The organism is Amycolatopsis sp. CA-230715, assembly GCF_018736145.1.
Lineage (GTDB): Bacteria > Actinomycetota > Actinomycetes > Mycobacteriales > Pseudonocardiaceae > Amycolatopsis.
Map to the genome: position 1 here is coordinate 2,929,109 of NZ_CP059997.1, position 13,726 is coordinate 2,942,834.

18 protein-coding genes are annotated in these 13,726 nt (G+C 68.4%); 10 read left to right on the forward strand and 8 right to left on the reverse strand.

What is annotated here, in order from left to right; genetic code table 11:
- Nucleotides 1–20 precede the first annotated feature (20 nt).
- Both rfbD and rfbB read right to left on the reverse strand, forming a co-directional pair.
- Entirely contained in the window at nt 21–914 is an 894-nt protein-coding gene (gene rfbD / locus HUW46_RS13535) for a dTDP-4-dehydrorhamnose reductase (protein ID WP_215547604.1), read from the reverse strand.
- A gap of 3 nt (nt 915–917) precedes the next feature.
- On the reverse strand, nt 918–1,910 hold the full coding sequence (gene rfbB / locus HUW46_RS13540; RefSeq protein WP_215547605.1) for a dTDP-glucose 4,6-dehydratase: 993 nt from the start codon (nt 1,908–1,910) through the stop codon (nt 918–920).
- Nucleotides 1,911–2,152: 242 nt separating this feature from the next.
- On the opposite strand from rfbB, the gene HUW46_RS13545 reads away from it, so the two are divergent.
- From HUW46_RS13545 to HUW46_RS13555, 3 genes are all read left to right on the forward strand, one after another.
- Nucleotides 2,153–3,673, forward strand: coding sequence for an LCP family protein (locus HUW46_RS13545; RefSeq protein ID WP_215547606.1), 1,521 nt, complete (start codon nt 2,153–2,155; stop codon nt 3,671–3,673).
- Nucleotides 3,674–3,758: 85 nt separating this feature from the next.
- Nucleotides 3,759–5,051, forward strand: coding sequence for an LCP family protein (locus HUW46_RS13550; protein WP_442860931.1), 1,293 nt, complete (start codon nt 3,759–3,761; stop codon nt 5,049–5,051).
- A 10-nt stretch (nt 5,052–5,061) separates the two neighbouring features.
- A complete protein-coding gene (locus HUW46_RS13555; RefSeq protein WP_215547607.1) occupies nt 5,062–5,748 on the forward strand; it encodes a TIGR03089 family protein in 687 nt (228 codons plus the stop codon).
- Here the strand turns inward: HUW46_RS13555 and HUW46_RS13560 are convergent.
- Nucleotides 5,745–6,176: a DoxX family protein gene (locus HUW46_RS13560; protein ID WP_215547608.1), complete on the reverse strand. Its 432-nt coding sequence runs from the start codon at nt 6,174–6,176 to the stop codon at nt 5,745–5,747. The genes HUW46_RS13555 and HUW46_RS13560 overlap by 4 nt on opposite strands.
- Before the next feature lie 121 nt (nt 6,177–6,297).
- Nucleotides 6,298–6,846, reverse strand: a complete 549-nt coding sequence (locus tag HUW46_RS13565) for a TetR/AcrR family transcriptional regulator (protein ID WP_215547609.1) — start codon at nt 6,844–6,846, stop codon at nt 6,298–6,300.
- An 84-nt stretch (nt 6,847–6,930) separates the two neighbouring features.
- Between HUW46_RS13565 and HUW46_RS13570 the strand changes: the two genes are divergently transcribed.
- On the forward strand, nt 6,931–7,323 hold the full coding sequence (locus HUW46_RS13570) for a nuclear transport factor 2 family protein (protein ID WP_215547610.1): 393 nt from the start codon (nt 6,931–6,933) through the stop codon (nt 7,321–7,323).
- Here HUW46_RS13570 and HUW46_RS13575 read toward each other — a convergent pair.
- Entirely contained in the window at nt 7,292–7,846 is a 555-nt protein-coding gene (locus HUW46_RS13575; RefSeq protein ID WP_215547611.1) for a hypothetical protein, read from the reverse strand. The genes HUW46_RS13570 and HUW46_RS13575 overlap by 32 nt on opposite strands.
- A gap of 140 nt (nt 7,847–7,986) precedes the next feature.
- Nucleotides 7,987–8,730 carry a class I SAM-dependent methyltransferase gene (locus tag HUW46_RS13580; RefSeq protein WP_215547612.1) on the reverse strand — a complete coding sequence of 248 codons (744 nt, stop codon included), beginning with the start codon at nt 8,728–8,730 and terminating at the stop codon, nt 7,987–7,989.
- Between the two features lie 152 nt (nt 8,731–8,882).
- On the opposite strand from HUW46_RS13580, the gene HUW46_RS13585 reads away from it, so the two are divergent.
- From HUW46_RS13585 to HUW46_RS13600, 4 genes are all read left to right on the forward strand, one after another.
- Complete coding sequence (locus tag HUW46_RS13585; RefSeq protein WP_215547613.1) at nt 8,883–9,323, forward strand: hypothetical protein; 441 nt, start codon at nt 8,883–8,885, stop codon at nt 9,321–9,323.
- A gap of 66 nt (nt 9,324–9,389) precedes the next feature.
- Complete coding sequence (locus HUW46_RS13590) at nt 9,390–9,665, forward strand: hypothetical protein (RefSeq protein ID WP_215547614.1); 276 nt, start codon at nt 9,390–9,392, stop codon at nt 9,663–9,665.
- Nucleotides 9,666–9,749: 84 nt separating this feature from the next.
- On the forward strand, nt 9,750–10,160 hold the full coding sequence (locus HUW46_RS13595) for a PASTA domain-containing protein (RefSeq protein ID WP_254126149.1): 411 nt from the start codon (nt 9,750–9,752) through the stop codon (nt 10,158–10,160).
- Between the two features lie 68 nt (nt 10,161–10,228).
- Nucleotides 10,229–10,690: a hypothetical protein gene (locus HUW46_RS13600; protein ID WP_215547615.1), complete on the forward strand. Its 462-nt coding sequence runs from the start codon at nt 10,229–10,231 to the stop codon at nt 10,688–10,690.
- Here HUW46_RS13600 and HUW46_RS13605 read toward each other — a convergent pair whose 3' ends face one another.
- Nucleotides 10,691–12,091 (reverse strand): MFS transporter, encoded by a 1,401-nt coding sequence (locus tag HUW46_RS13605; protein WP_215547616.1) that lies wholly within the window; start codon nt 12,089–12,091, stop codon nt 10,691–10,693. It lies immediately after the preceding gene.
- Between the two features lie 158 nt (nt 12,092–12,249).
- On the opposite strand from HUW46_RS13605, the gene HUW46_RS13610 reads away from it, so the two are divergent.
- The gene (locus tag HUW46_RS13610) at nt 12,250–12,573 is read left to right on the forward strand and encodes a hypothetical protein (RefSeq protein ID WP_215547617.1); all 324 of its coding nucleotides are present in this window, start codon (nt 12,250–12,252) and stop codon (nt 12,571–12,573) included.
- Here HUW46_RS13610 and HUW46_RS13615 read toward each other — a convergent pair.
- Nucleotides 12,570–13,127, reverse strand: a complete 558-nt coding sequence (locus HUW46_RS13615) for an HD domain-containing protein (protein ID WP_215547618.1) — start codon at nt 13,125–13,127, stop codon at nt 12,570–12,572. The two genes, HUW46_RS13610 and HUW46_RS13615, sit on opposite strands and share 4 nt — an antisense overlap.
- A 392-nt stretch (nt 13,128–13,519) precedes the next feature.
- Between HUW46_RS13615 and HUW46_RS13620 the strand changes: the two genes are divergently transcribed.
- Nucleotides 13,520–13,723 carry a hypothetical protein gene (locus tag HUW46_RS13620; protein ID WP_215547619.1) on the forward strand — a complete coding sequence of 68 codons (204 nt, stop codon included), beginning with the start codon at nt 13,520–13,522 and terminating at the stop codon, nt 13,721–13,723.
- Nucleotides 13,724–13,726 lie beyond the last annotated feature (3 nt).

A 13,726-nucleotide genomic window follows, 5' to 3' on the forward strand; every position in this document is an offset into this window, starting at 1 on the left:
GCCATGCGCGGGAACCCGGCTCAGGACTGGTGCGCGAAGTAGTCCTTCAGCGCTTCTTCCCAGTGGCGCAGCGGGGCCAGCCCGGCGGCGCGCCATTCCTCAGTGGACAGTACGGAGTACGCGGGCCTCGGCGCCGGGCGCGGGAAATCGGCCGTGGTGCACGGGCTCACCCGCGAAGGATCGGCGCCGAGTTCGGTGAAGATCGCCCTCGTGAACCCGAACCACGTCGTTTCGCCGCCCCCCGTGCAGTGCAGGACGCGCGAAGCGGGCCCGTCACCGGCGGCCACGCGCGCGGCGAGTTCGAGCAGCGCGCCCGCGAGGTCGCCCGCGTACGTCGGAGAACCCCGCTGATCATCCACAACGGACAGTTTGTCGCGCTCCTTTTCCAAGCGCACCATGGTTTTCACGAAGTTCGACCCGGTGTCGCCGTACACCCAGCTGGTGCGCACGATCCAGGCGGACGCGCCGGAGCCGAGCACCGCGTCCTCGCCCGCCGCCTTCGTCCGCCCGTACGCGCTGCGCGGGCCGAGCGGCGCGTCGACCGGGTACGGCTCGGTCGCGTCGCCGGAGAACACGTAGTCGGTGGAGACGTGCACCAGCGGCACCCGGCGCGACGAGCAGACGGCGGCCAGCACCCTCGGCCCGTCGGCGTTGATCGCGAACGCCCGGTTCTCGTCGGTCTCCGCGGCGTCCACCGCGGTGTAGGCGGCCGCGTTGACGACCACCGGCGACCGCCCGGCCGCCGCGGCGCTTTCCGCGAGCGTCGAAACGGCTTCGAGCACCGAACCGGTGTCGGTGAGATCGAGCTCGGCCGAACCGGGTGCCCGCACTTCCACCGCCTCCGAAGCCCGGCTCGCGAGCGCGCGGCCGAGCTGGCCGCTCCCCCCGGGCACCAGGACGGAAATGCCTGCCATTCCTCAGCCTCCAGCCACGGCGGCCCGGCCCTTCAGCGGCTCCCACCATGCTCGGTTTTCGGTGTACCAGCGTACGGTCTCCGCCAGCCCTTCGGCGAACGGAACGCGCGGCGCGTAGCCCAGTTCCGTGCCGATCTTGGCGATGTCGACCGAATACCGCCGGTCGTGGCCGAGCCGGTCGGTGACCGGCTCGACCCGGTCCCAGCCCGCGCCGACCGCCGCCAGCAGGCGTTCGGTCAGCTCGCGGTTCGTCAGCTCGGTGCCACCGCCGATGTTGTAGACCTCGCCGGGACGGCCGCCGTCGGCGACGAGCTGGATACCGTGGCAGTGATCGTCCACATGCAACCAGTCACGGACGTTGAGGCCGTCGCCGTAGAGCGGCACGGTGCCGCCGTCGAGCAGGTTGGTGACGAACAGCGGGATGACCTTCTCCGGGAACTGGTACGGCCCGTAGTTGTTCGAGCACCGCGTGACGCACACCGGCAGGCCGTGCGTGCGGTGGTAGGACCTGGCGAGCAGATCGGACGACGCCTTCGACGCCGAGTACGGCGAATTCGGCTCCAGCGCGTGCTCCTCGGGCCACGAGCCCTCCGCGATCGAGCCGTACACCTCGTCGGTCGAGACGTGCACGAACTTCCCCACCTCGGCCAGCAGCGCCGCCTGCAGCAGGGTCTGCGTGCCGAGCACGTTGGTGAGCACGAAGTCCGCGGCGCCGGTGATCGAGCGGTCCACATGCGACTCCGCGGCGAAGTGCACGACGAGGTCGACGCCCGCCATCAGGCCGGTGACGAGTTCCGCGTCGCAGATGTCGCCGCGCACGAACTTGTACCGAGGATCGTCGGCGACCGGCGCGAGGTTCGCTTCGTTCCCCGCGTAGGTCAGCTTGTCGAGCACCACGATCTCGGCGTCGGCCAGCGCCGGGTACGCGCCGGACACGGCCTGACGCACGTAGTGAGACCCGATGAACCCGGCGCCTCCGGTGACCAGCACGCGCATTTCGCACTCCTCCTAGTGGGATCCCTGGGCAGTGTGCCACGAAACGGTGGACAACCTCTCCAGCCCACAAACGTCATACAAGGGGGACAGTAAAGTGGTCCCTTGACCAGGGGTGTGCGTCGGGGACCGGACAGCCGCAGGACAACGCTGCCGAAAAGGGCACAAGGGTGGGCTGGGAGGAGGGGCGCGTGAGCGACGAATGGCCGCCGCCCCCTATTCCTTCACCACGTAGGGGGCACGGGATGCGGGTGTTCGCACTGCGCGGGGGCAAGGTGCTGATCAGCCTGGTGTCCGCGGTCGTGGTGGCACTGGCCTGCTACGGCTGGCTGTTCATCGGTGACGTCAACGAGGGCCTCGCGACCACGAACGTGTTCGGGAACGACGCCCCGGAAGCGAAACCGCTCGACGGCGCGGTCGACATCCTGCTCGTCGGCCAGGACAGCCGCACCGACAACCAGGGCAACCCGCTGCCGCGCGAGGTGCTGGACATGCTGCACGCCGGCGAGTCCGACGGCGAGCGCCAGACCGACACGATGATCCTGGTGCACATCCCGCAGGACGGGAAGAAGGCCGTCGCGATCTCGTTCCCGCGCGACTCGTACGTCGAGATCAACGGCGGGTTCGGCAAGCACAAGCTCAACAGCGCCTACGTCTACGCCTACAACGACAAGTCGAAAACCCTGCAGCAGCAAGGTGTTTCCGACCTCAAGCAGGTCGACGAGCAGGCGAAGCTGGCCGGTCGCAAGAACCTGATCACCACGCTCGAACAGTTCATCGGCAAGCCGGGCATGATCGACCGCTACGCCGAGGTGAACCTGTCGAGCTTCTACGAGATCACCAAGGCGCTCGGCGGCGTGCAGGTGTGCCTCAACGGGCCGATCAAGGAGCGCAAGTCCGGCGTCGACCTTCCGGCGGGGCAGCAGGAACTGCAAGGCGTGCAGGCGCTCGCCTTCGTGCGCCAGCGCTACGACCTGCCCAACGGCGATCTCGACCGGATCGCGCGCCAGCAGGCGTTCCTGTCCGGGCTCGCGCGCAAGGTGCTCTCCCCCGACGTGATCGCGAATCCGGCGAAGATCGGCGACGTGATCGCGGCGGTCAAGAAGTCGGTCGTGCTCTCCCAGGGCTGGGACCTGCTCGAGTTCGCGGAGCAGATGCGCGGGCTCACCGGGGGCAACATCGAGTTCCGCACGATCCCGACGGCCGGTCTCGCGAACATCGGCGGCGCCGACGTGGTGCGCGTGGACCCGGCCGCGGTGCAGGCGTTCGTGACCCAGCTGGCCGGCGACGGGCAGCCGACGGCGACGACGCAGGGGCAGGCCTCCCCGCCCGGCGCGAGCGCGGTCACCGTCGACCTCTTCGACGGCACCGGCTCGGCGGCGACCGGTGCCGCCGCCAGGACGCTGTTCGTGAACAAGGGTTTCCGCGACGGCGGCATCACCCACATCTCCGCGCGGGCGAGCACGCTCGTGCGGTACCACCCCGGCGACGAGGCCGCGGTGACCGCCGTCAAGCAGGTGCTCGGCACGTCCGCGCAGACCGAGCCGGACAGCGACGTGGCCGCCGGTCACCTCCGGGTGCTGCTCGGCAAGGACTACCGACCGCAGTCGGCGTCCAGCCCCTCGACCGCGACCTCCCCGCCGTCCTCGTCGGCCCCGCCGTCGTCGTCTTCGTCGTCCTCGTCGTCCTCGTCGTCGAGCAGCGGTTCGGCGCCGCCGTCGGCCGAGCACAAGATCACCGCGGGCGGAGTGCCCTGCGTCAACTGACGCGCCGACTCACGAGTGCGGGCCATCGGCCCACCGCATAGGCTCTACGGTGGGCCAACAGGGAACAGACGGGGAGCGAACACGCGTGGCTGAGGGTTCAGGCGACGACGACGAGCGGGCGGAGGAGCGGTGGCTCCCGTCACCGCATCCGCGCAGCGCGCCCGCCGAAGCGCCACCGGACCCGTTCGGCGACCCGGTGCCGCTGCCGCGCAAGCACACGGGAGCGAAGATCACGCGACGAACGTTCGTGGCGCTACTGTCCGTGATCGCCCTCGTGGCGACCGGCATCGCATACCTGACCTACGACAACCTCAAGAGCAACGTGCACACCACCGACGCGCTGGGCGACGGCGGCGACCCGGACGCCCCGCCCGCCGACGACGGCGCGACGGACATCCTCCTCGTCGGCACCGACTCGCGCGCGGACATGCAGGGCAACCCGCTGCCGCTGTCAATGTTGAAATCCTTGCGCACGGAGGAAAAAGCCGGGATCAACACCGACACGATCATCATCCTGCGGCTGCCGAAGGACGGCGGGAAGCCGTCCGGCGTCTCGATCCCGCGCGACTCCTGGGTCGACATGCCGGACGGCAGCCAGTCGAAGATCAACTCCGCGTTCGGCACCGCGAAGACCGCCGCCGCGGCCAAGCTGCGCCGCAACGGTGAGACCGATCAGGCGAAGGTCGAACGGGATTCCGACCAGGAGGGCCGGAAGGCGCTCCTGAAGACGGTGCAGGACTTCACCCAGATCCGGATCGACCACTACGCCGAGGTGAGCCTGCTCGGGTTCTACCTGCTGACCGAAGCCCTCGGCGGCGTGCAGGTGTGCCTGAAGCAGGCGACCGAGGACAAGGACTCCGGCGCGAACTTCCGCGCGGGCGTCCAGACCGTGTCCGGCGGCGAAGCGCTCTCGTTCGTGCGGCAGCGCAAGAACCTGCCGCACGGCGATCTCGACCGGATCGTGCGCCAGCAGGCGTTCCTTTCCTCGGCGCTGCACCAGGTGCTCTCCGCGGGCACGCTGACCAGCCCGTCGAAACTGGGCCAGCTCATCGATGCCGTGCACCGTTCGATCGTGCTCGACCCCGATCTCGACATCCTGAAGTTCGCCGAGCAGGCCAAGGGGATCGCCTCGGGCGACGTCGGGTTCAAGACGATCCCGGTGGTCACCATCAACGGCCGCAGCCCCGACGGGACGCAGAGCATCGTGCAGGTCGACCCGCCTACCGTGCGGCAGTACGTGGCGAGCCTCGTCGGACGGGCTCCGGCGCCGCCGGTGCAGCCGCCGGCGGGCGGTGGCGGCGCGCCGGGCGGCGGGCGGGCACCCGCGCGCCCCGTCGCCGAGGTGACCGCGCCGCCGGGGGTCAACTGCGTCTATTAGCGTGGTAGGCGTGAGCCTGACCGAGTACCTGCTTCGCCCGCTGCTGCGTTCTTCCGCCGCGCGCCCGCTGATCACGCACTACGACGACGCCGCGGGCAGCCGGATCGAGCTGTCCGTCGCCACGACGGCCAACTGGGCGGCGAAGACCGCGAACTGGCTGGTCGACGAGATCGACGTCGAGCCGGGTGACGACGTGGTGGTCGACCTGCCCTCGCACTGGCAGACCGCGGGCGTGCTGCTCGGCGCGTGGTGGTGCGGCGCGAACGTGGTGCGCGCGTCGGACGACGCCAGGATCGCCTTCGTCGCACCGGGCGCGGGTCCCACCGGCGCGCAGGCGACCGCGATCGTCGCGCTGGACCCGCTCGGCCGCGGGCTCGGCACCCCGCCGACGGACGGTTCGCTCGACTACCTGAACGAAGCGCGGCTCGCCGGCGACGACTTCAGCCCGCTGCTCCCGATACCTGGCGACACCCCGGCACTCCAAGGGTCCACAGTGGACGAAGTGCTGGCGGCGGCGAAGGAGTCGTCACTGTCGCGAGAGGACCGTGTTCTGTCCACACTGGACTGGACCGTGCCGGACGGGGTGCTGGCCGGCTTGGTCGCGCCGCTGGCCGCCGGCGCGCACCTGGTGCAGGTGACGTCGGCGGCCAGGCTGGACGCGCACCGCGAAGCGGAGCGGACCACGGTCGAGCTCTAGACGAGCACCGGTTCGGCCAGCTTCTGCTCGCGCTTGCGCCAGAAGAGCAGGTGGTCGAGCGAGATCCGCCCGCCGTTGAACCCGAGCGCCAGCCCTGCCAGCGCCAGTACCAGCACCAGTTCGTAGCCGCCCTGCCCGGTCAGCCCGTTGTCGACGTGCACCGACAGCAGCGCGCCGATCCCGACCACCGCGTAGCCGACACCGACCAGCGGCAGCAGGAACCCGGCGATGAAGGCGACCGAACCGAGGAGTTCCACGGTCATCGCGAAGAGGGCGGCGACCGTCGGCAGCGGCAGCCCGGTCTTGGCGAACATCGCCGAGGTGGCGTCCAGCCCGTTGTCCCACTTCTGGAGTCCGTGCGCGATGAACACCACGGCGACTCCGATGCGGGCGAGCAACAGGGTCACATCCTGAACCCGTGCGTACATCGATTAGCTCCCGAAAATAGGTGAAAGTTCAACTTACTCTCACCACGGTAAGCGAAAACCGGGTTCACTCCCCGCTTCCGAGCGCGATCGACAGGTTACCGACAGGAACGCTACGACACTGTTAGCTACGGCCGGTGCCGGTGAAGCCGTACCACAGGATGCGCAGCAACCGCCGCGCGTCCGCGGCGTCCGCGCTCGCGATGGCGGCGGCGCTCACCAGCGCGAGCACATCCGCGACCGTCAGCTCCGGCCGGACCACACCGGTGTCGCGGGCCCGCGTGAACAGTTCCGCAGCGGTCGCGCGCATCGACGCGTGCCACTGCTCGAACAGCGCCGTGCGACGCCCTTCGGGGTCTTCGGTGATCGCCGCGGCGAGCGCGCGCTTCGTCGCGATGTGCACGACGAAGTGGCCGAGCCAGTCGAACAGCGCGTCGGCCGCCGTGGGGTCGTTCACGAGCGCGGCGCCCTGGCGGCCGAGCGCGGCCACTTCCTCGGCGTAGACGGCGACGAGCAGGTCGCTCCTCGTCGGGAAGTGCCGGTAGAGCGTGGCATTGCCGACCCCGGCGCGCTTGGCCACGTCGTCGAGCGGCGCGTCCGGCCCCCGCTCACCGAACAACTCCCGTGCCGCCGCAAGCACCGCATCGACGTTCTTCGCCGCATCCGCCCGCATTGTTCGCCCCTCGCTCAAGTGGGGAGTTCCCCGGTACAGTGGCCAGCTTACCGGGGAACTCCCCACTTAGCATCGGGAGCTGCGATGAACGTCGAAGACCGCTTGCACATCATGGAGCTGATCGCCCAGCACGGTCACTTCGTCGACGACGGCGAACTCGACCGGTTGCACGAGGTGTTCACCGAAGACGTCGTGTACGACGCCTCCGACTACGGCATGGCGCCGATCGAAGGGCTCGCCGCGCTCCGCGCCGCCGCACTGGCGCTGGGTGACCGCAACCCCGTCGCCCACCACGTCACCAATATCGTCGTGACCGAACAGGACGGTCGCGTTTCCGCGCGCGCCAAGGGAATCGGCGTCATGGCGAGCGGCACCTGCGGCAGCGTGACCTACCAGGACACGGTCGTCCGCGGCCGGGACGGCTGGCGGATCAGCCATCGCAGGCTCATCGCCCGGCGAGCCCCGCTCGGCCGTTGACCCACGCTTCCGTCGCGCGGTGCCCGTTGAGCCCGACGACCTGGAAGTGGTCGGGGTCGGTCCAGGTGATCCCACCGAGCCGGGCGAGCGCGAGGTTGATCGCCCACTCCCCGACCGGCGGGCAGCCGCCGTCGTCGTCCACGGCGACGTGGACCGGGCCGAATTCGACCGCACCGCCCCGCCACACGATCGAAGCCTGCCCGCCGTCGCCACCGAAGAACTCGGCCTCGCAGTAGGCGACCGGCCCCGCGCGGGAGGCGCCGGCCGCGAGTTCGGCAACGGTCGACGTCAGCCCGTCGAAGATTTCTTCGTACGGCCGGTAGGAACACGGCCCGAGCGCGGCTCTCAGCCTGCCGGTCAGCGGGATCATCGCGAAACCGTGCTTGAGTGGAACGACGGTCAGCCCGGCGATCGCGCGGGCGGCCTCGTCGAACACGTAGCGATCAGCGGCAATGAGCGCCTGCAAGCTGTAGGCCATGCCTTCGATCATGCCGTGCCGGACCGGTCCCGGGTCAGGGGTCAAGCGGGCAGGATTCGGCCTGGCAAACGATTACTGAGCGCTGTCAAGATCGACGGGCGGCATCCTCTCAACCGGTCAACCGAACTCTCCGTATTCGAACTCGTTGCCCGAAGCCAACTCTCGGTAGTCCACTGTGGATTTCGTTATCGCACCGCGCTGATCCGGAGGCGGACGTAGTCGACCACCGGTTCGGGAAGGCGTTCCACCACGGCGTGTACGAATGGCCGCCGTTCGGCCGAAGGAAGGTCGCGAAGGTGCGCCGCGAGCACCACCGTCGCCAGGAAGGCTTCGAACTGCTCGCCTGCCTCGAGCCGCGCCGGATCGGGCACCAGGCCGACCTGGATCTCCCGGAAACCCGCCGCCCGCAGGCGAGTTCGCGTCTCCTCCACTCCGGCGAAGTTCCAGATCCCGGCGCCGTCGTCCGCGCCGATCGCGGTGAGCGCGGCCCGGATCGCCGTCACGTTCCCGAAACCACCGGCCTCGGCGACGAACTGCCCACCGGGGCGCAGCACCGAAGCGACGTTCTCGAAGAGCCGTGCGTGATCGGGGATCCAGTGCAGGGTAGCCACGCTGACCACCGCGTCGACGGGTTCGTCCAGCGGTAGCGGATCGCGGAGATCGGTTCGCACGACGTCGACCCGGTCGAGGTGGTCGGCGAGGCGCCCGGTGAGGCGGTCGAGCATCTGCTGGGATCCGTCGACGGCGACCACTCGCCCGTTCGGCAGCCGCTCCAGCAGCTGTTCGGCGTCCCTTCCGGTGCCGCACCCGAGATCGAGCACCGTTTCGCTCCCGGTCAGCGCGAGCCTGCCGACCGTGGCGGGTCCCCATCGCTTGTGCGGCAAGGGAAGCGCGTCATAGGCGCGCGCATCCCACTCGAGCAGCTCCATCGCCATCACCCCCGTTTCGTCCAGACAGCGCATTCTACGGCAATCTCCCAGTATGCGGAACAAAGCGACCATATCGTGGGAGCAGCCCGTAACACCTCCACTCGGCGGCACGACTCGCAGGGAACCGGAAACACCGCCACGGAGGAGCAGCCATGACCCACACGCCCACACCGCCGGTGACGCGCGGGCGAAGACGCTGGCCGTGGCTGGCAGGCGCCTTGGTCGTGGCCGCCGCCGTCGCCGTGGCCGCCGTCGTCATCCTGTCCGACGAGCCGACTTCTTCCCGGAGCGGGAAGATCACCGGCTCGATGAAGATCAATTGCGTCTCGTCCTGCACCGGATACGGCGACATCCGGGACGGCGCGCAGGTGATCCTCTACAACGAAAAGAACGAAGTGCTGGCAATAACCCAACTGGCACTGGGCACCGTGACCACCGAATCGACTGGCGAACGAAGCTATTCGTTCACGTTCACCCACGCGCCGCGCGGGCACAAGCAGTACGGGGTGCACGTCGGCAACGACAACCGCGGCGTGATCTGGAAGAGCGAATCCGAGGCTTTCGACGGCGGGTTCGCCATCAGCATCGGTTGAGCAACGGCACCACGACGATTCAGCGCCACCCGGTAGCACCGCTCATGATCGACACGTCCCACCGGCATGAAGCGGCGGCGCGGTAACCCGTTCACGAACCCGTGGCGGGTCATGGTGCTGCTTGTCATCGGCCCGTGCACCGTGATCGTGACGGCGCTGCTGCTGTGGTTCGGCGGCTACCAGTACCTGTTCACCTCCGACGGAATAGATCCCCAGAACGGGCGGATGATCGTGGTGCAGCCGCCCCGGATCCACGGCGCAGAGAAAATAACCCACTGGTGCGACGAATACGCCGAAGCCGGACGGAAATCCGATCCTTGGTACCGGCGGAACTGCACTTGATCCCGTATCGAAAAGATCTCGCGCGTTAACACCGCGACTCCTGACCGCGACCAGCAGTCAACCGCATCTCAGGAGGAACGCGTCATGCCGGAACGCAAACCCACGACCGGTGCCTACATCGCGGTGGGAGCCGTGGTCGTCCTCGGCATCATCGGCACGCTGGCGGGAAAGAGCGAAAAGCCCGCACCGTCCACATCCACCACCTCGCCCACGTATTCGGCTTCGCCCCTGACGACTTCGCAGCCCGCAGCCGTGAACACCCAGGCGAAGAGTGCGACGGTCCCCGACGTGTCCGGAATGGACCACCAGTCCGCGCAGGACACCATGCAGGCGGCCGGGTTCTACAACCTCCGCGAGGTCGACGGCACCGGCAAGGGCAGGATGCTGCTGGTCGACCGCAACTGGGTCCAAACAGGACAGTCACCGGCCGCGGGCACCGTCGCACCGACCGACACGGTGATCACCCTGACCGCGATCAAGTACACCGACAGGTAGGTGCCGCCATGAAGATTCCCAGTCGAAGAACCGTCACGATCGCTTGCGTCGCGGGCACCGGGTTGCTGTTGACGGGCATCGTGGTCACGGTGGCCCTCCTGGTGCCGGGCCGGTCGATTCCTGGTGCCGCGTTCGCGCCCAGTGCCACGGCCGAGCCCGTCGTGATTACTTCGTCCAGTAGCGACACCCCGACGCCCACCCCCAGCACACCGTCCATCCCGTACAACCCAGCCCCGAAGGCAAGCGACTTCAGCTTCAAGGCGAAGGTGACCGAGAAGAAGTGCTTCGGCTCCGCGGGTTGCAGCGTGCGCTACACCCTCGCCGATTTCGACTACCTGGGCGTTCTTCCGCTCGACCCCGCCAAACCGTGCACTGTCATCTACGAGGTCACCGGTGGAGAGGACGGAACTGAAACCGGCTCGTTCACCGTTACCGGATTGTCCGTCTCCTTCACCGAAAAGAGCACTGTGAGCACGAAGACCTCGAAAGCGACCATCTCGGTGAGACCGGTCGATGTGCTCTGCAGGTGATCACTTCGAAGCGGCGCTCCTGCCCAGTGACCGGTCCGCCGCCGTGAGCGCGAAGAGCAGTACGCCGAGCACGAGCATGAACCACGTCAGGTTGTGCATGCCTCCGGTGTCGGCGCGGTGGCTGAAGAAGGCGCCTTGCGCGGCCGAGGCGATGATCGCGCCGAGGTAGCCGAAGGTCCGCAGCAGTCCCGATGAGGACGCGATGCGCTCCGGATCCGATTGGCGGTACACCGAGTTTTGGAGCGCGAGGTTGTTCAGTCCCTGCGGGACACCGAACACCAGCGCGACCAGTACCAGCAGCCAGATCGGGCTGGTTTCGTGCAGTGCCAGCATAAGTCCACATGCGACTATCTGCCCCGCGGCGCCGAGGAGAAGCTTGCCGCGCGGCTGCTCACGCCGCCCCGTCGTGATCGAAACGACGATCGCGGTGGCGAACACCGGGAACTGCAGCAACCCCGCCATCGAAGCGGACAGGCCGCGCCCCTGTTCCATCCACTGGGTGTAGCCGTAGACGAAGACGTAGGACCCGGTGAACGCGAGCAGCGCACGGACGTAGGTAGCCAGCAGCGGCAGATTTCCCGCCAGCACCCGCACATCGAGGAACGGATCCGCGACGCGTCGTTCCCACAGCACCAAGACGATCGCCGCCGCGACGGTGATCGCGAGCAGGTACCAGGACTCGGCGCGCGGGTTCATCAGGAACAGCAGCAGCGAAACCAGCATCACCGCGAAGACGGCCATACCGGTGAAGTCCAGCGACGCCTTGCCCTCACGGCGTTCCGTGCGCGGCAGCCGCCACACACCGAGGACCAGGCAGACGAGCGAAAGCGGGATGTTGACCGCCAACGTGGTGCGCCAGCCGCCGAGGCCGATCAGCAGACCGCCGAGCGAAGGCCCGATCACCGCGATCGTCTGCGTGGCCACCGCGAGCGCCGTCAGCACTCCGGCCGGGCTGTCCCGTCCAGTGCGTTGCGCCTCGCGCCTGGTCAACGCCATCGCGGCCGGATATCCCGCGCACGTGCCGAAACCGAGCACCACCCTGGCGGCGATGAGCACGCCGAGGTTCGGCGCCAGCATGCCGAGCACACCGGCGATCCCGGTGAGCCCCGCCCCGGCGAGGTACAGCGGCCGCGGCCCGTAGAGGTCGACGAGCCGCCCCACCACCGGCTGCCCGATCGCGGTGGCCAGGTACAACGCGGACACCAGCCACGCCGTCCGCGCGGGCGGCGCCCCGAACGCGACCCCGATCGGCACCAGCGACACCGACAGGATCGACGAGTTCACCGGGTTGAGGACGGCCCCGAGCATCATCGGCAACAAGAGCCGCCGATCGAACCCGCCCCGCTCCCGGCGCGACGACCTGACCACGACCTTGCGCAACGCCGTCAGTGCCGTCAACACCGGCTCAGCCGCTCCGTGGTCCCATCCATGCCCACCACGATGAACTCTTCAGTCCAAACTGTCAAGTTTGGACTGAAGAGATGGTCTGGTCAGTCTTGCCTGTTAACACATCCGCGGCGCGGCGCGACCTCCAGATGACCAGACAGGAAGGAAGGGCCATGACCAGTACCGAGCGCACGATGCACGATTTCGTGGAATCACGAGACGTCGGCAGCCCGTCCATCGAGACCCGGCTGACCCACTGGATAGCCGAGCCCGCGGAAGCCGACCTCACCGCGGATCAAGCCCTGCTCAGGGAAATCCTGATCCAGCAGCTGGCCGCGCGCAAACACCTGCTCGTACTCGCGGTGATCGCCGTCGTGTTCTCCATCCTCACGGCGATCTGCGCGATCGTGATAGCCGTCCAAATAGGACACGTCAGCAGCCGCAGCTCATCGAGCAGCAGCTACTCCTCGTACTGCACGCTGCACGACTGCTCCTAGCGGTGCCGCCACGCCAGCGAGGAGAGGTTTACCGCGGCTTCGGCGACCCGGCGCGCGGTGTCGGTCAGCAAGCCGTCCAGCGCGCTGTCGATCCACTGCTGCACGAGCTGCGCACCGGTGTCGCGATACTCGACCGCCTGGAGCAGCATTTCGAGCTTGTCGGCATCTTTCGCGCACCGCGATTCCGGCGTCTCGCGCGCTTCGTATTCATCGACAGCCGCGCGCACGACGTTCTGCGACGCGAGCGGGAGCCCGCTTGTCTGGTCACCCGTGATCTGCCGAGGATCAGGCTTGGTCAGGTACCCCGCGACCGTGCGCGGCAGATCGCCGGTGCGCGTCTCCTGCGTGTCGTGCCACAACGCGAGGAACGCCGCGCGCTCGGGATTGGCGCCTTCCTCGGCGGCGAGCAACCCCGCCAACTGCGCGACCCGCATCGAATGCTCGGCCACCGACTCCGGATCACGAATCCCTGCCTGCCACCAGCCAGCGCGCCGGATGCGCTTCAGCACACCCAGCTCGTACCCGAACGCCGCGATCGCAGCGGACTCTTCCATCGCGCACTCCCCTTCGCTCAGCGGGCGCGATTATCGCGCCCGCTGCGAAGAGACGTGTTGTCAGCCCATCAGCAGCGCTCGCGCCTTCGCAGATCTGGTGGTCTTAGCGTCGTGTATCCGCGACCTGTGGAGGTTCGATCAGACGCGTGTGAGTAGTCCTGCTCATGGCTGTATGAGTACGCCCCGGCGTGCGCGGTTGGTAGCGCGGGTGTCACGATGGGGTGAACGGTCACGACGCGCCGCTGCATGGCGCACATGATGACCCGATCAACCTTTGAGAGCCGGGGAGGGCTTGCATGGGTTACATCACAGTGCCGGAAGCGTTGAGGGCTGCGGCCAGAGCCGGGCACGGGGCAGCGACAGAACTGGCAGGGGCCGACTGCGGTGGCCCTGTGCGCGAGGTGAGTGCGGCGATGCCGGGCACGCGGTCGGCGGGAGCGGCGTCCGGATACGCGGACTCGTGGGCGTTGTCGTTCAAGAATTGGTGCTCCGAGGCTGAGCAGCGCGCGAGCAGACTGGCGACCGCCGCCGACACCTACGTGGCTGGTGATGATCACGCCAGGGCCATACTACCCGGCGCCGCTGGGGGCCAGTGATGG